This is a genomic window from Streptomyces sp. NPDC050617 (assembly GCF_040654795.1).
In the GTDB taxonomy this organism is placed as follows: Bacteria; Actinomycetota; Actinomycetes; order Streptomycetales; family Streptomycetaceae; genus Streptomyces.
In genome coordinates this window covers 557,284-574,016 of the sequence record NZ_JBFAIS010000001.1, presented here as the reverse complement: position 1 = coordinate 574,016, position 16,733 = coordinate 557,284, and the positions used below count along the sequence as shown (strand labels likewise).

Here is a 16,733-nt window from a genome sequence, read left to right as displayed (position 1 = left end):
CGTTATCCGGAGGCGCCGACAATCGGACCCCGGGGGGAGCCGCCGGTTGCGAGCAGGCGTGCGAGGGGGAGCGTAGCGGCACCCATGGTGACGGCGTCGGGCCCGGCCCGGCCGAGTTCGATGGCGGCCCGCTCGTAGGGGTGGCGCAGGGCGTAGGCGGCGGCTGCCGCCCGTACATCGGGCAGCAGCCGGGGGCCGAGCAGCAGCCCGGCCCAGCCGCCGAGCACGATGCGCTCGGGGTTGAAGAGGTTGACCAGATCGGCGATGCCCGCGCCGAGGTACTCGGCGGTCTCCTCCAGCAGCCGGACGGCCGTGAGGTCGTCGGCGTCCGCGGCGGCGAGGAGTTCGGCGAGCGCGCTCTCCTCCGTATGGCCGCCGTAGCCGCCGGGCGGCCCGCCGCCCGCCTCGCGCCAGCGGTCCAGGATCGCCGCGGCCCCGGCGTACGCCTCCAGGCAGCCGCGCGCGCCGCACCGGCAGCGCCGCCCGCCGACCTGGAGCGTCGTGTGGCCCCACTCGCCCGCGCCGCTGGTCGCGCCGGCGAGCGGGCTGCCGTCCATGACCACGCACGCGCCGACGCCGGAGCCGAGCAGCGCGATGACCGCGTTGCGCGCGCCCCGTCCCGCGCCGAACCACAGCTCGGCCTGACCGAGGGTCTTCGCGCCGTTGTCGATGTGCAGGGGGAGGTCGGTGGAGCGGCGCAGCAGCGCTTCGAGGGGGACGGCGTCCCAGCCGATCGTCTGGCCGTGCACCACGGCGCCGGGGGGCGCGTAGCCCGACTCGCGTACGGGGCCGGGGCCGGGGTTACGTACGGGGCCGAGGCTACGTACGGGGTCGGGGCCGCGTACGAGGCCGGGGTTACGTACGAGGTCGCCGTCTCGTACGGGGCCGGAGTCGCGCGAACTCCCCGCCGTACGGCCGCCGTCGCGGGCGAGCGGAATGCCCGCGCGAAGCTCGGCGGAGCGCTCCTCGGCGGTCCGGTACTCGGCGGACCCGTAATCGGCCGTCCCGTACTCGACGATGCCGGGCACGCCGATGCCGACCCCGAGCACCGCCCCCGCATGCGCCGGGACATCGCCGAGGACCGTGGAGAGACCGTCCAGGATCAGCTGGACGATCAGGCCGACGTCATGGCCGGGGCCACGGGGGCGGCCCGGGACGTCCAGGGGCCGGTCCGTGCGGGATATCTCACGGAGAGTCAGGTCGAAGAGGCCCACGCGGATCCGGGTCTCCCCCACGTCCACGCCGACCAGGCAGCCGCTGCGGGGCGCGACGCGCAGGAGCGTACGGGGGCGACCGCCGTCCGAGCCGACGGAGCCGGCCTCCTCGACGAGGCCGTCCGCGAGGAGTTCGCCGACGACGTTGGTGATCGAACCGGAGCTGAGGCCGGTGGCCGGTCCGAGCTCCTGTCTGCTCAGCGGGCCCTCGAAGTACAGCCGGCGCAGCACGGCGGACCTGCTGCCGCGGCGCAGGTCCCGGACCGTCCGCTGGTTGCGTTCACTCATCGTGACTTCCTCCCTGGCCTGAACATATCGCTGCGCGGAGTCTTGACGCGACCTTCTCTCACTACTTAACTCACGGTTTGAATTAAGGCACGAAAGGGACACGAAAGACGCACAGAACCATTCGGCTCACGGAATGCGGCTCTTGAAAAAGCGATGCCAAGCGATGCCATCGGACACCGGACCCAGTCACCCTCGAAAGGGGCCACCGACCATGCGCAGAATCCGGGCCACCGCCGCCACCGCCCTCGCCGCCGCGCTCGCCGGAACCGCCGCCGGCTGCGGCGGCGGGTCCGCGGGAGGCGGCGGCAGCAGCAACGACAATCCCGAGCAGCTGACGTACTGGGCCAGCAATCAGGGCGCGACGGTGGAGGAGGACAAGCGGGTGCTGGGCCCGGAGCTCAAGAAATTCCAGCGGCGCACGGGCATCACCGTCAAACTCGAAGTGATCCCCTGGAGCGATCTCCTGAACCGCGTACTCGCCGCCACCATTTCCGGCCAGGGCCCCGACGTCCTCAATATCGGCAACACCTGGTCGGCCTCGCTCCAGGCCGGGGGCGCGCTGCTGCCCTTCGACGACGCGGCGTTCCAGGCCATCGGCGGAAAGGACAGATTCGTGCCCTCGGCGCTCGCCGCCACCGGCGCGGCGGGCAAGGACCCGGCGGCCGTGCCCCTCTACTCCCTCGCCTACGGCCTCTACTACAACAAGAAGCTCTTCAAGCAGGCCGGCATCGACAAACCGCCCGCCACCTGGGACGAATTGGTGGCCGCCGGAAAGAAGCTAACCGGCCGCGGCCGGTGGGGGCTCGCGATCGAGGGCGCCAGCTACTCCGAGAACTCCCACCACGCCTTCGTACTCGGCAAACAGCACGGCGCGGATTTCTTCGACAGCTCGGGCAGGCCCCGCTTCGATTCGCCGGGAGCGGTGGCGGCCGTACGGCAGTTCGTCGATCTCCTCGCCACGGACCGGATCGTGGCGCCGGGCAATGCCGAATACGCCACCCAGCGGTGCGTACGGGATTTCGCCGCCGGAAAGGCGGCCATGCTGATGTGGCAGTCCGCGGCCGGCGCCCTCAAGGCGCACAACATGACACCGAAGGATTACGGAGTGGCTCCCGTGCCCGTACAGACCAAAGGCGCCACCGGCGGAAAGGGCGTCAACTCGATGGTCGCCGGCATCAATCTCGCCGTGTTCAAGAACACCGACAACCACGACGGCGCGCTGAAATTCGTGAAGTTCATGACCTCGGTCGAGGAGCAGAAGAGACTCAACAGCAGTTTCGGCGCGCTGCCCCCGGTCAAAGAGGCCCAGCGGGACAAGGCGTTCGCCACGCCCGATCTCACCGTGCTCCGCGAGACGCTGGCCAAAAGCGCGGCGCCGCTGCCCATGGTGCCCGAGGAGAGCCAGTTCGAGACGCTCGTGGGCACGGCGATGAAGGAGCTGCTCGCGGACGCCGCCGCCGGCCACGAGGTCGGCGAGGCGAGCGTCAAGGAGCGCCTCGCGAAGGCCCAGCAGCAGATGCCCCCGCGGTGAAGGGCCTCAAGAACCGGGCCGCGAGCCAGGCCGCGGGCCGGGCCGCGGGCCGGGCCGCGGGCCGGGCCGGGAGCCGGACCGGTCATCAGGGCGCGGGCCGGGCCCGGAGCCGCCCCGTCGTCGCCCGGCTGCGCCGCGTCGGCCTCCCCTACCTCCTCCTGCTGCCCGCCCTCGCCCTCGAACTCCTCGTCCACCTCGTCCCCATGGCCGTCGGCGTCGCCATGGCGTTCAAGGCCCTCACCCAGCAGTATCTGCGCGACTGGACCACCGCCCCCTGGGCCGGCCTCGGCAACTTCCGCGTCGCCGTCGACTTCGACGCCCCCGTCGGCGCGGCCCTGCTGCACTCCTTCTGGGTCACCTGCTGCTTCACCGTCCTCGCCGTGGGCCTGGCGTGGCTGCTCGGCACGGCGGCGGCCGTCCTGATGCAGGACCGATTCCGCGGCCGCGGCCTGCTGCGCACGGCCTTCCTCATCCCGTACGCGCTGCCCGTCTACGCGGCCGTCATCACCTGGTCGTTCATGTTCCAGCGCGATACGGGCCTGGTGAACCACGTGCTGCACGACCAGCTCGGCATCCTGGGCAGCCCGCCGTTCTGGCTGATCGGCGACAACAGCTTCGCCGCGCTGGTGACCGTGTCCGTATGGCGGTCCTGGCCGTTCGCGTTCCTCATCCTGACGGCCGGGCTCCAGAACATCCCGCGCGAGCTGTACGAGGCCGCCGCCATGGACGGCGCGGGCGTCTGGCAGCAGATCCGGCGGATCACCCTGCCCTCGCTGCGGCCCGTCAACCAGGTCCTGGTCCTCGTGCTGTTCCTGTGGACCTTCAACGACTTCAACACGCCGTACGTGCTCTTCGGCAAGTCCGCTCCCGAACCCGCGGACCTGGTCTCCATCCACATCTACCAGTCGTCGTTCGTCACATGGAACTTCGGCTCCGGCGCGGCCATGTCCGTACTGCTCCTGCTGTTCCTCCTCGTGGTGACGGCCGGCTATCTGCTGGCCACCGCGCGCGGCAGAAAGGAAACCGATGGGTGACACCGTGCAGTATCAGTCGCGGAGCGCCGTGCGGCGGCGGCGCTCCCCCGATGCCGTCCGCGACGCGGCCCGGCGCCGGTCGCCCAACGCGCCGCCCCGCTCGTTCCTGTGGACCCGGCGGATCGTGCTCACGCTGCTCGCCGTCTTCGCGCTCACCCCCGTCTATGTGATGCTGAGCAGCTCGCTCAAGCCGCTCAAGGACGTTCAGGGCGCGTTCAGTTGGATTCCGAGCGGCTTCACCCCGCGCCCGTACGTCGACATCTGGCACACCGTCCCGCTCGCCCGCTATTTCTTCAACTCCCTTGTCGTGGCGGTGTCTTCGACGCTGTGCGCGGTGGTCGTCGCGGTCTTCGCCGCCTACGCGATAAGCCGCTACCGCTTCGCAGGCCGCCGCTTCTTCTCCGTCACGGTGCTCTCCACCCAGATGTTCCCGGGCATCCTCTTCCTGCTGCCGCTCTTCCTGATCTTCGTCGGCATCGGCAACACCACGGGGATCGCGCTGTACGGGTCGCGCGGCGGGCTCGTCCTGACCTATCTGACCTTCTCGCTGCCCTTCGCCATCTGGATGCTCATCGGGTACTTCGACTCGATCCCCCGCGACCTCGACGAGGCGGCGCTGGTCGACGGCTGCGGGCCGCTCGGCGCACTGCTGCGCGTCGTCGTCCCGGCGGCGGTGCCCGGCATCGTCGCCGTCTGCGTCTACGCGTTCATGACGGCCTGGGGCGAGGTCCTCTTCGCCTCGGTCATGACGAACGACACCACCCGCACGCTCGCCGTCGGGCTTCAGGGCTACGCGACCCAGACCGACGTCTACTGGAACCAGGTGATGGCCGCCTCACTGGTCGTCAGCGTGCCGGTGGTCGCCGGATTCCTGCTCCTCCAGCGCTACCTCGTCACCGGCCTCACCGCCGGCGCCATCAAATGAGCCGCGTAAAACCACTACCTTCAGGGGTAGTTGACGAGGGTCGCCACGTTGCGCGACGAATTCGACGGCCCGCCGGTGTCGTTGACGATGTGGTGGATCGTTCCGGTGCCGCCCAGCGACACCGTCACCATGTCGTGGAACCGGACCCCCGACGCCCGCGGCGCCTCGAACGCGTGCTCCGCGGCCACGGCGGGGTTCACGTTGAAGAAGCAGTAACTGCCCAGCCCCCACGCCTCATGGCGGGTGACGGAATCGGCCACCTTGTAGGCGGCGTAGCCCTTGGCGGCCCCGTTCGTCCACGCGGCCTGGTTCGGAGGGTCGTACGGCATCTCGTTCTGGAAGAAGTACGTGCGTCCGCCGTCGCCGTTCCAGACGGTCTGGTGCTTCTGGTAGTGCTCGACGAACAGCCCGTACATGGTGACGTCGGCGCCGTTCACGATGAGGCCGTTCGCGGCGGTGTTGGTGTTCCAGCCGACGCCGTCGCCGTGGTCGGCGCGCCACAGCCACAGGTGGTCGCCGATGACATCGGAGCTGTTCACGACCAGGCTCCTGGCCGCCCTGCCGACGCCCGCGCCGCCGACACGGAAGAACACGTCGTGCAGCGACGTCGGGTCGGCGGTGTGGCGGGCGGCGGAGCCGGGCGGGCCGACCTCCATCAGGACGGGCGACTCGGTCGGGCCCGCGTCGATGAGCAGGCCCGCGATCTTCACCCCGTCGACGTCGCCGACGGACATCGCGGTCACGCCGTGGTCGGGGACGAGGGTCGCGAGGCCCAGCCCCAGCATCACCGTGTCGGGCCGGGTGACCTTCAGCGTCCGGTCGAGGTGGTAGACGCCGGGCGTGATCAGCAGGTCCTTGCCCCGGGCGAGCGCCGCGTCGATCTCGGCGGCGGTGGCGCGCGGCTTGACGATGTGGAACCGGCTGAGCGGCAGCGACGCGCCCGCCTGCGTGCCGCCCGCCCAGGTGATGCCCTGCGTGTTCGTGCGCAGCGCGGGCACGAAGACCTGGTAGGCGCCGGCCTTGTCGATGTAGAGGAAGGGCTTCTCACGGACGGCGGGGGTGCGCTCCACCCTGGTGTACGCGGGGCTGGGGAAGTTACCGGCGGGTGCGTTCTTCGCGCCGACGAAGACCATGTTCCAGTTGGCGCCGGCCCATTTCCCCCACTCGGTGTTGCGGGAGATCCACTGCTGCTGGGTGCCGGGCAGCACCTTCCCGTCGACCTTGGAGTCGGCCATGAACCCGCCGCTCGCCCACCCGCCGTCGTCCAGCCGCAGGTCGCCGCGGACATGCATACGGCGGTACGGGGCGGCCTGCGACACGGCCCAGCGGTCGGCGCCCGAGGCCGGGGTGACGGACAGGTTCTCGGCGCCGCGCCAGAAGTTCTGGGTGGCGTTGCCCTGGAACCAGTCGGCCTCCGCGTGCACCGCGCCCTTGATCGTGACGTCGTCGGGCGACAGGCCCAGCCCGGCGACCTGGGTGTAGAAACCGACGTTCGCGTCCACGTCGTACGTACCGGGCTTGAACAGCAGCGCCTGGCGCGCGCCGCCGAACTGGCTGCTCTCCTGCCGCGAGAAGACCCCGTCGAGCTTGGCCTGTACGGCCGCCCGCGGCATCGAGGGGTCGAAGACGCTCACATTCGGGCCGAGGTCGGGGGTGCCGGGCGGCTGACCGAGGGAGCCGGGGTCGGGGGTGCCGGGCGGCTGACCGAGGGAGCCGGGGTCAGGGGTGCCGGGCGGCTGACCGAGGGAGCCGGAGGCGAAGGACTGCGCGGCGGGCGACGGCGTCTCGGGCGCGCCTGTCGCGGCGGGCGACGGCAGCAGAGCCGCGCAGGCCATAGCCACCGCCGCCGGTACGGCCGCGAGCAAGCGTGCCCGTCTCCGGCGGGGTGGGGTGGGAGTTGCGTGTCGGAATGTCACGGCGGGCTCCTCGGCAGGGCGGCGACGCCCCCGATCACTTCGCCATGCACCTGACAGGATGCATCTGACAGGTCATTCGATGCGCTGCGCCGCGTCGAGGGCTTAATTCACGCCTTGATTTAATGCATGAGCTTATGAAGCGTCAAGAGTCGCGGAACGCCCCCAGCTCACCCGGCGCGGCGCTCGGCACGGCACACGGCGCGACACCGAGGCCGTGCGCCGCACGACACGCGACGGCGGCCGCTTCGCGAACGGAATCCGAAGCGGCCGCCGAATGAGTGACGGGCGATCAGGCGACCCGACGACCAGACGGCCGGAAGCTGTCAGGCCGTCAGACAGGTAGCCCGTCAGCCGGTCAGCCGGTCAGCCGGTCAGCAGCTGTAGTCGACCTCGTTGAAGCTGCGGTAATGGTCGGAGGTGTAGTAGTCCTCCTGCTTCTTCTCGCCGGCGACGATGCGGCGTGCGCCCCGGTCGGGCGAGCCCGGAGTGATGACGGTGTACTCGTGGTAGTAGCCGTTGGACTGCTTCGGCAGCAGCCCCTCGCGGTTGGAGAAGACCGTGCCGTCCTTCGGGTAGGGGAAGGGCCCGCCGGACTCGATCAGGTCGAGGGTGTCGTGGGCCTGGCTCGGCAGCGCCTTGTAGCAGACGGTCCCGACCGACTTCAGGGCGGCGGAGTGGGCCGCCGGGGCGGCGACGGTCGCGGGGCCGGCCGCCGACGTGGCCGCGATGGCGGGCGAGGAGACGAAGAGGGCCGAGGCCAGGGCGGCGACGGCGCCGATGCGGGTGATCTGTGGGGGGATTCGCATGCCCACCAGCATGACGCGCGTAGACCAGGACATGTCAATGCCAAGTAATCGATGTTTCCCATCCGTTCACACGAAAACCGGAGACGTCGGAGGTCTAGGCGCGAGGCGCACTCGGGCGTCACCATGCCGGAAGGTTCAGCAGTGCGAACAGGAGGCAGATACGTGACCGGACTTCCTCGCAGATCCTTCGTCGGCACGGCCCTCGGCACAGCCCTCGGCGTCGCCGCGGGCGTCGGGACCACGGGTTCGGGCACCGCGTGGGCGACATCGGGCACCGCGTCGGCCGCGCCGAACACCGCGTGGGCCGCGCCGGGCGCCGAAGGCCACGCCGCCGGAGGCTCGTACAAGGATGTGCACGAGAGCGCCGTGCGCGCCGCCGCCATGCGCTGGCGGGCCCTGCCCGCAAACTGGCGGGAGGGCCCGTTCCTCGCCAACGGATTCCTCGGCTGCCAGGTCTACCGGGGCGAGCGCCCCGGCACGCTCACGGTGATGATCAGCCACACCCAGGCGCAGGACGAGCGCGGCCGGTGGCGGGCCGGCACCGGTTACGCGCGCCTGCCCATCGGCTACTTCACCCTCACCCTGGCCGGTGAGATCACCGCCGTCGACTGGACGCTGGACCTGTGGGACGCCGAGCTGCGCGGCACGGTCACCACCACCCGCGGCAGCCTGCGGTTCGCCGCGCTCGTCCACAACTCCCGCTCCACGCTGCTGATCTCCACCCGTCCGAGCCCCGGCGAGGAGGCCGCGGCCTGGACGTTCACCTGGCTGACCGCCGCCACGACCCGCAACACCGACGACCGCACCGGGTACACGCCCAACCCCGACCCGCGCCTCGGCACGGCCGGCGCCACCCACTACGCCGAGCAGCCGCTGCTGGCGGGCGGCGGCTGGACGACCGCCTGGCGCGAGCGGCGCACCGGCACGGGCCGGCTGTTCGCCGCGCACCTCGCGCACCGCTTCCCCGGCGACACGGCGCAGACGACCCGCCGGGCCGTGCGCGAGGTCGCCGACGCGCTCGCGGCCGACCCGGACGACCTGACCACCAGTCACCGTGCTTGGTGGCACCGCTACTTCCGGCGCAGCTTCCTGTCCGTACCCGACAAGCGGCTCCAGAGCTTCTACCTGATCCAGCTCTACAAACTGGCGTCCGCGACGCGCGCGGAGGGCCCGGCGCTGTCGGAGTGGGGCCCGTGGTTCCCGGCGGTGGGCAACAACTGGACCGCGCTGTGGTGGAACCTCAATGTGCAGATAGCCAGTTGGCCGATGTACGGCTCCAACCACCTCGAACTGGACTCGGTGACCGGCGCGTTCCGCCGCTTCGAGAAGAACCTGGAACTGTCGGTGCCCGAGGAGTACCGCGACGGGCGCAGTTACGCGCTCGGCCACCCCTCCGACTGGCAGCTGCGCCCCGGCGCGTGGACCGTGGGCGTACCCGGCACGGACCACATCTCCGATAACTTCGGCAATCTCACCTGGGCCCTGCACAACGTCTGGCTCGCCTACCGGCACTCCATGGACCGCCGCGCGCTGCGCGACGTCCTCTTCCCGATCCTGGCGAAGGCCGTGAACTACTACGCGCGCTTCCTCCACGAGGGCCCCGACGGCAAGCTGCACCTGCCGATGACGCGCTCGCCGGAGTACGCGAACGCCGCCGACTGCACGTACGACCTCTCCCTCATCCGCTGGGGAGCCGCCACCCTGCTCCGGTCCGCGCGGCTGCTGCGCATCCCGGACCCGCGCGCGAAGCAGTGGCGCGCGATCGCCGAGCGGCTCGTGCCGTACGCGCGGGACCCCGAGGACGGCGTGCTGATCGGCGCGGGGGTGCCGCTCGCCGGCTCGCACCGGCACTTCTCGCATCTGCTCTGGCTCTACCCGCTGCGCGAGGCCGTCTGGGAGCGGCGCGCCGACCGCGCGGTGATGCGGGCGACGTTCGACCACTGGACGAGCATGCGCGACGCGTGGCACGGCTACAGCTTCGCGGCGGCCTCGTCGATGTGCTCGGTGATGGACGCACCCGAACAGGCCCTGGACTTCCTGACGTTCTTCACCGACCGCAATGTCGTCGCGGACACCGAGCTGCTGCCGAACACGATGTACCGGGAGGGCAAGAACTTCGCGCTGGAGACCCCGCTGACCGCCGCGCAGTCGCTGCTGGACATGGCGGTGCAGAGCCATGGCGGCGTGGTCAAGGTGTTCCCGTCCGTCTCGGAGCGCTGGGCGGACGCGTCGTTCGCGTCGCTGCGCGCCCAGGGCGCGTTCCTCGTGGACGCCGACCGCAGCCGCGGCCGTACGCGCTGGGTGCGGGTGCACAGCGAGGCCGGGTCCCCGCTCGTGCTGGACCACGGGATGCGGGGTGACCTGGACGTACGCCACGAGGACGGCCGCCGGGCGCGCTGGCGGCGGGTCGGCGCGGGCCGCATCGCGGTGGAGCTCCGGCGGGGCGAGACGGTGCTGGTCGGCGAGCACGGCAGCCGCGTGCGTCCGGGCCCGCGCGACGTGCCGGCGAACGGCGGTTCGGCGCCCTGGGGGCTGCCCGGCTGATTCCCTTCGGCACTTTTGCCTCTGAGGCAATACTTTTGCCGCTGAGGCACGGCGGGGCTATACCGGACACATGACCATCCAGTCCGACACCGAGGCCGGAGCCCCCGCCGACGACGTGCCCGCCGTCGCCCCTCAGCTCCGCGCGCTGCGCAAGCGGAGCAGTATGACGCTGGAGCGCGCGGCCCAGCGGGTGGGGCTGTCGCCCGCGCACCTGTCCCGGCTGGAGACGGGGCAGCGGACGCCGTCCCTGCCGATGCTGCTGGCGTTGGCACGTACGTACGGGACAACGGTATCCGACCTGCTGGGCGAAGTCCCGCCGGAGCGGGACCCCATCGTGCGGGCCGACCGGATGGAGCCGCAGGAGGCGGCCGGCTGGACGTACTGGCGGGCCGGCGGCTCGGGCCGGGCGATGCAGGCCCTGCGGCTCCGGGTGCCGCAGGGCGAGGGCCGGCAGGAGTCGCTGGTCAGGGTGCATCCCGGCGAGGAGTGGCTGTACGTCACCGAGGGCCGACTGCGGCTGACGCTCGGCGAGACGGTCTACGCGCTGGGCCCCGGCGACGCGGCGCACTTCGATTCGCTGACCCCGCACCGGATCGCGGCCGCCTCGCCGGGCGGTGCGGAGCTGCTGTTCGTTCACACGCTGATGCAGAGCGGGGTGGCCGAGCTGTGCCTCGGCGACGTCGCGCAGGCCAGGAGGGGAATGCCATGAGCGATGCCACGCGGGACCTGGAGACGGAGCGTGCTCCGGGGTCCGGGGCGGCCCCGAAGGCCGCCGACTCGGGAACGGCCGCTGCGGCCGGGGGCGCGAGGGCCGGGGGCCCGACGGTCGGTGGTCCGACGACCGGAGGCCCGACGACCGGAGGCCCGACGGCCAGCGGTCCGACGGCCGGAGGCCCGATGGCCAGCGGCTCGATGACCGGGGACGCCGAGTCCGCCGGAGTCGCCGAGTCCGCTCAGAGCTCCGCTCCGGACGGGCCCACCGGGAGCACCGCCCCCGCCGAGAACGCCCAGCCCGCCGAGAGCGCCCAGCCCTCCCAGCCCGCCGAGTCCGCTGAGAACGCCACGCCCGTCGGCGGGTCCGTACAGTCGCCGGCCGAGACGATGGTCGAGGAGGACCGGGCCCCGATGGCCTTCACCATCCGGGTCTTCATCTACCTGGTGGCGGTCCACTTCATCGTCGGCTTCTTCTTCCTGATCTTCTATCTGGCCGGGGCGCGGTCGCACTGAGCCACGTCCGTGTGGGGGGGGCGGCTCTAGCCCGCGTGCGTGGAGAACAGTCCCCCGGTCGGTCCCTGCTTGTCGCCGCCCTGCGCCTTCTTGAGGGCGTTGGCGAGGCCCTCGATGGTCAGGGACTGGAGGATGACGCGGCCGTCGCCCTCCAGTGTGGCGAGGGAGAGGCCCTCGCCGCCGAAGACGGCGTTCATCAGCCCTTGGCGGTTGAGTCCGCCGATGCGCTGCACGCCGTAGTGGATGCCTTCCTCGAAGGCGACGATGCAGCCGGTGTCGACCTCGATCTTGCCGCCGAAATCGGCCGGGTTGAGGTCGATGAAGTTTCCGGCGCCGCAGATGACGACGGTGCCGCGGCCGGTGAACTTCTCCAGGATGAAGCCCTCGCCGCCGCTCATACCCTGCCGTCCGCCCTGGAAGGCGATGCCGAACTCCACGGTCGACTCGGCGGCGACGAAAGCGTCCTTCTCGGCGAACCAGGCGCGGTTCCCGTCCAGTTCGAGGGCGCGCATCTCGCCGGGGAGGACGCCCGCGAAGCCCACGGTGCCCTCGCCGCCGGTGGCGGTGAAGTACTGGAAGGCGAGCGATTCGCCGGCGAGGGCGCGCTGGCCGACCTGCATCGCGGTGCCCATGGCGCCCCGCAGCATGCCGCCGATCCCGCCGCCGCCCGCGCCCGCGCCGCCGCCCTGCTGACCGCCGCCGCCCGGACCGGACAACCGGGTCTCCATGGTCACGTTCGCCGTCTTGAAGAGGAACTTTCCGGCCTCGCAGTAGACGGTCTGGCCGGGTTCCAGGGTGCAGACGGCCATCTGCATGGCGTTGCCGACGATCTCTTGCCGCAAGGTCACAGCGGGTTCTCCTGACGGGTCATGAAGAGGAGTACGAGCACGTGGAGGGGGCGGACGCCGAGGGGACGCGACGAGCCGTCCGCGGGGCCCCGAGCGGAGCGCCTCCTCCCAACGGCTCAAACGCCCGGTGCGGCGGTTTTGGTTCCGCGGCCCGGCGACATCGGCGCGTACGGCGTGCACAGCCATTGCCACACGGCGTGATGTCGATGAATCATGCACCGAGTCACCGAGTCTGATGCGTACGCGTCATAGGAAGCCTCGTTCACCCGAGAGGACCACAGGATGCTCAGAACGCGCCCGACGGCGGTCGCCGCCCTCGCTCTCTCCCTCGCCGCCCTGCCCCTCGCGTCCGCCGGCGCGGCGGACCGCGGCGGCGGGAGCGCGACCCCCGCGCCGGCCGCCTCAACCGCATCATCCGCATCAACCGCATCGATCAACCCCGCCACCTCAGCCGCTTCTGCCGCGCACAAGATCACGCCCACGCCCCAGTCCGTACACGCCCGCCGCGGCGGCGTCACGATCACCCGCACCGTCGACCTGATCACCGGCCCCAAGGCCGACCCGGCCGCAGTCCGCCTCGTACGGCGCGCCCTCGAACAGGCCGGCGCGCACCGCGTCGAGCAGCGGACCACGGCCCGTCCCGGACGCCTCGCCGTGTACGTGGACGGTCCGGCGGCGGCGAAGGCGCTGCGGAGCCTGGGGGCGCGCGGCACGGCCGGGCTGCCCGCCGAGGGGTACGCGCTCGCCGTCGGCGACGGCCGCATCGCGCTGGCCGGGGCCGACGCCACCGGCACGTTCTACGCCGCGCAGTCGCTGCGCCAGCTGCTCCCGCAGACCCGCCGCCCGTACGCCCACGTCCAGGGCGTCACGGTCCGGGACTGGCCGGCGACGCCGCTGCGCGGGGTCATCGAGGGGTTCTACGGCACCCCCTGGTCGCATCAGGCCCGCCTGGAGCAGCTCGACTTCGACGCCGCGCACAAGATGAACATCTACGCGTACTCGCCCAAGGACGACCCGTATCTGCGGGCGAAGTGGCGCGACCCCTACCCGGCGGCGCAGCTGGCCGAGCTGAAGGAGCTGGTGGACCGGGCGCGCGCCGACCATGTGGAGTTCACCTACGCCCTCTCCCCCGGCCTGTCCGTCTGCTACAGCTCGGACGCCGAGGCGAAGGCGCTCACGGCCAAGTTCGAGACGCTGTGGAAGATCGGGGTGCGAACGTTCGCCGTGCCGCTCGACGACATCAGCTACACGAAGTGGAACTGCGCCGCCGACGAGAAGAAGTTCGGTACGGGCGGGGGCGCGGCCGGGGCGGCCCAAGCGCATCTGCTCAACCGCGTCAACCACGACTTCATCGCCGCGCACAAGGGGGCGAAGCCCCTTCAGATGGTGCCGACGGAGTACTACGACATCAAGCCGTCCCCGTACAAGAAGGCGATCGCCGACCAGCTCGACAAGGACGTCCTGGTCGAGTGGACCGGCGTCGGGGTGATCGCGCCGACGATGACCCGCGCGCAGGCGAAGACCGCCCGGAGCCTGTTCGGGCATCAGATCCTGACCTGGGACAACTACCCGGTCAACGACTATGTCTCCGACCATCTGCTGCTCGGTCCGTTCAACGGGCGCGAGAAGGGGCTGGCGGGGGACCTCGCCGGGATCACCGCCAACCCGATGGTCCAGCCCGCGGCCTCGAAGATCGGGCTCTACACCGTCGCGGACTACGCGTGGAACGACCAGGCGTACGACGCCCGCACCTCGTGGGACGGTGCGCTGCGCGAGCTCGCCGGCGGTGACGCGCGGACCGAGCGGGCGCTGCGGGCCTTCGCCGACGCCAACTACGGCTCCCGCCTCAACCCGCAGCAGTCACCGGGGCTGGACGCCGCGTTCCGGAAGTTCTGGCAGGGCGGCGGCGCGTGGCGGCTGGACGCGACGCTGCGCGCGCTGCGGTCGGCGCCCGACGTGCTCCGCGCCCGGCTGTCGGACCGCGGGTTCATCGACGACTCCGGGCCGTGGCTGGACTCGACGAAGGCATGGGGCACGGCCGCCCGTACGGCGCTGGCCATGGTCGAGGCGGTACGCGACGGGGACAAGGCCGCGGCACAGCGGCTGCGGCAGCGGCTGTCGGGGCAGGTCGAGACGGCCAAGTCGTTCGTCTATGTCGACATGAACGGGAAGCGGATCCCGGTGGTCGTCGGCGACAAGGTCCTCGACGCCTTCGTGGACAAGGCCGTCGCGGAGTACGACGCGGCCGGCTTCAAGGGGGCCGCCGCGCACTGAGCGATCGATTCAGCCACGGACTGAGCGGTTCCACCGCGGACTGAGCGGTGCCGCCTCGGACGCCGTCGTGGCAGGGGGCTTCACAGAGAAGGTCTTCACTCCCCTGCCGCGACAGCTTTCGGCTTTTTCGCCCGGTGTACTGAGGATTGTCAGTGGCTTCTGGGAGCCTGAGGACCGGTTGCCGTCCACAGCGCAGGAAGGCGGAGCGATGGTCCGTACAGCTGAAGAAGTGGTGGCGGAGGCGGTGCGGGAGCTGTCCCCGGACACCGCGGCGAACCGCTTCGTGCCGCTGGTCGCCGAGGGCAAGGCGCCGCGCGAGGCCGTCGCCGCCTTCGCCCTGGAGCAGCACCACATCATCACCAGCGACCGGCGCAGCTTCCATCAGCTGGCGCTGCGGTCGACGGCCGACCCGTCCGTGGTGCCGTTCTTCGACGCCCTGGCGCAGGGCGAGACCGTGGCCCTGGAGCGGCTGGGGTCGCTGACCGCCGCCTGCGGGCTGGACGACGCGGCGGTACGGGCGTACGAGCCGCGGGCGGGCTGCCAGGCGTACCCGGCGTACGCGGCGTGGCTCGCGCTGCACGCCGAGCCGGCGGACGTGGTGATCGCGCTGGCCGTGAACTTCGCCGCGTGGGGCGACTACTGCGCGACCATGCGCGACGCGCTGCGCGAGCACTACGGCTTCGACGCCGAGGCGTGCGGGTTCTTCGACTTCTTCGCCGAGCCCGATCCGAAGGCCGCCGAGCAGTGCCTGTCGGCCGTGCGGTCGGGGCTCGACGCGGGCCGGGTCACGGAGCGGCTGGCGCACCGCTACGGCCGGCTCCTGCAGGCGTACGAGCTGATGTTCTGGAACACGCTCGCGGGGCTGTGACGTCATGGTGACGGCGGCGGCCGGCCGCGGAAGGGCGGCGGCCGACTACGAGCGGGGGCTGCTGGGCCGCTCCGAGGGGGGGAGGAGCCGGCTTCGCCATCTATCCGCCGAGTTCACGATGACGGACCGTCAGGTGGCGGGCCCCGTCGGCGGTGAGGGCGCCGTGGACGCGCAGCCGGGCGATGCCGCCGTCCGGGAAGATGTCGATGCGCAGATGGGTGGCGGTGGGGGCCGGGACGTCCGTGAGCGGGAAGCGGTGCGCGGTGTCGGGCTGGAGCCGGGTACGGGGCAGGATCTCGGTCCACCCGGTGGTGTGGTCGGCGGGGTCGGCGCCGGTGGTGGCATCGAGTACGTACAGGGCGGCCCAGCCCGCGGCGTTGCCCTTGAGATAGGCCGTGTCGATCTCGACGGCCCGGATCAGGGACCGCGCGGCGAGGCGGTAACGCACCCAGTCGTGGCCCGAGTCGCGGCGGCGGCGCGTCTCCCAGCCGTCGTCCATCCGGCGGGCGCGGCCGGGGCGGACGGGGTTCAGCGGCGGGGAGTAGAAGCGGTCCGAGGCGTCCTCGGCGCGCCCGCCGTTCTCCAGCGCCGCCACGTCGAAGGTGCCCAGGGCGGCGAGCCAGCCGGGGTCGGGGGCGGGTTCGCCGTGGACGCGCAGCCGGGCGACGCCGCCGTCGGGGTACTGCCGCAGCCGCAGGTGGGTGAAGCGCCGCGCGGCGTCGACGGCGAAGCCGTTGGCGGCGTGGCCGCCGACCGGGGTGCGCGGGACGAGCACGGTCCACTCGATGCCGTCGGCGAGGAGTTCGGCGGGGGACGGCGCGCCCTCGACGGCGGCGCCTTCGACGCTGACGGCGGCCGGATAGTTGCCGCGGAAGTGGGCGGTGTCGACGACGAGGCCGCGTACGACGCCGGGGACGCCGAGCCGGATCAGCGCCCAGTCGTGGTCCTCGTCGGCGGGGTGCGGGTCCTCGGCGGCGGCGCCTCGGCGGCGGCGGGTCTCCCAGCCGTCCATGACCTTGCCCTTGTGGCCGAAGTGCTCGGGGGCGAAGCGCGGGGTTTCGGGCTTGAGGAGGTTCTCGCGTTCGGCGAAGAACTCGTCGTTGGCGGCGATGACGCCCGCGCCCAGCAGCCGGTCGGCGAGGTCGGGCAGGTCGGTGAAGGGGAACGCGGCGGGGGTGCGGTAGTCGGCGTAGGGGTCGCCGCCGCGGTAGGGGGAGGCGTCGCCGGTGTAGCGGGGTATGCCGGCGTTCAAGCCGGT

Annotated in this window: 13 protein-coding genes; 8 read left to right on the top strand and 5 right to left on the bottom strand. The window is 71.8% G+C overall.

Annotation, left to right across the window (positions count from 1 at the left end; all coding sequences use genetic code 11):
• Window positions 1-2: 2 nt before the first annotated feature.
• On the bottom strand, window positions 3-1,502 hold the full coding sequence (locus AB0I49_RS02415; RefSeq protein WP_363224877.1) for an ROK family transcriptional regulator: 1,500 nt from the start codon (window positions 1,500-1,502) through the stop codon (window positions 3-5).
• Between the two features lie 211 nt (window positions 1,503-1,713).
• On the opposite strand from AB0I49_RS02415, the gene AB0I49_RS02410 reads away from it, so the two are divergent.
• The 3 genes from AB0I49_RS02410 to AB0I49_RS02400 are packed head-to-tail and all read left to right on the top strand — an operon-like array spanning window position 1,714 to window position 4,992.
• Entirely contained in the window at window positions 1,714-3,033 is a 1,320-nt protein-coding gene (locus tag AB0I49_RS02410; RefSeq protein WP_363224875.1) for a sugar ABC transporter substrate-binding protein, read from the top strand.
• Entirely contained in the window at window positions 3,030-4,067 is a 1,038-nt protein-coding gene (locus AB0I49_RS02405) for a sugar ABC transporter permease (protein WP_363224874.1), read from the top strand. Before AB0I49_RS02410 ends, AB0I49_RS02405 begins: the two co-directional genes overlap by 4 nt.
• The gene (locus AB0I49_RS02400) at window positions 4,060-4,992 is read left to right on the top strand and encodes a carbohydrate ABC transporter permease (protein ID WP_363224873.1); all 933 of its coding nucleotides are present in this window, start codon (window positions 4,060-4,062) and stop codon (window positions 4,990-4,992) included. Before AB0I49_RS02405 ends, AB0I49_RS02400 begins: the two co-directional genes overlap by 8 nt.
• A gap of 20 nt (window positions 4,993-5,012) precedes the next feature.
• Here AB0I49_RS02400 and AB0I49_RS02395 read toward each other — a convergent pair whose 3' ends face one another.
• Both AB0I49_RS02395 and AB0I49_RS02390 read right to left on the bottom strand, forming a co-directional pair.
• A complete protein-coding gene (locus AB0I49_RS02395; protein WP_363224872.1) occupies window positions 5,013-6,827 on the bottom strand; it encodes a coagulation factor 5/8 type domain-containing protein in 1,815 nt (604 codons plus the stop codon).
• Window positions 6,828-7,279: 452 nt separating this feature from the next.
• Window positions 7,280-7,714, bottom strand: a complete 435-nt coding sequence (locus tag AB0I49_RS02390; RefSeq protein WP_363224871.1) for a ribonuclease — start codon at window positions 7,712-7,714, stop codon at window positions 7,280-7,282.
• A gap of 162 nt (window positions 7,715-7,876) precedes the next feature.
• On the opposite strand from AB0I49_RS02390, the gene AB0I49_RS02385 reads away from it, so the two are divergent.
• The 3 genes from AB0I49_RS02385 (at window position 7,877) to AB0I49_RS02375 (ending at window position 11,485) form a co-directional block, all read left to right on the top strand.
• The gene (locus AB0I49_RS02385) at window positions 7,877-10,258 is read left to right on the top strand and encodes a glycoside hydrolase family 95-like protein (RefSeq protein ID WP_363224870.1); all 2,382 of its coding nucleotides are present in this window, start codon (window positions 7,877-7,879) and stop codon (window positions 10,256-10,258) included.
• Window positions 10,259-10,328: 70 nt separating this feature from the next.
• Complete coding sequence (locus tag AB0I49_RS02380) at window positions 10,329-10,967, top strand: XRE family transcriptional regulator (protein ID WP_363224869.1); 639 nt, start codon at window positions 10,329-10,331, stop codon at window positions 10,965-10,967.
• Complete coding sequence (locus AB0I49_RS02375) at window positions 10,964-11,485, top strand: DUF6126 family protein (protein WP_363224868.1); 522 nt, start codon at window positions 10,964-10,966, stop codon at window positions 11,483-11,485. Before AB0I49_RS02380 ends, AB0I49_RS02375 begins: the two co-directional genes overlap by 4 nt.
• A gap of 26 nt (window positions 11,486-11,511) precedes the next feature.
• Here the strand turns inward: AB0I49_RS02375 and AB0I49_RS02370 are convergent, their stop codons facing one another.
• On the bottom strand, window positions 11,512-12,333 hold the full coding sequence (locus tag AB0I49_RS02370) for an AIM24 family protein (RefSeq protein WP_363224867.1): 822 nt from the start codon (window positions 12,331-12,333) through the stop codon (window positions 11,512-11,514).
• A 282-nt stretch (window positions 12,334-12,615) separates the two neighbouring features.
• Between AB0I49_RS02370 and AB0I49_RS02365 the strand changes: the two genes are divergently transcribed.
• A complete protein-coding gene (locus AB0I49_RS02365) occupies window positions 12,616-14,607 on the top strand; it encodes a beta-N-acetylglucosaminidase domain-containing protein (RefSeq protein ID WP_363224866.1) in 1,992 nt (663 codons plus the stop codon).
• A 208-nt stretch (window positions 14,608-14,815) separates the two neighbouring features.
• Complete coding sequence (locus AB0I49_RS02360) at window positions 14,816-15,475, top strand: transcriptional regulator (protein WP_363224865.1); 660 nt, start codon at window positions 14,816-14,818, stop codon at window positions 15,473-15,475.
• A gap of 100 nt (window positions 15,476-15,575) precedes the next feature.
• Here the strand turns inward: AB0I49_RS02360 and alc are convergent, their stop codons facing one another.
• Entirely contained in the window at window positions 15,576-16,727 is a 1,152-nt protein-coding gene (gene alc, locus AB0I49_RS02355) for an allantoicase (RefSeq protein WP_363224965.1), read from the bottom strand.
• Window positions 16,728-16,733 lie beyond the last annotated feature (6 nt).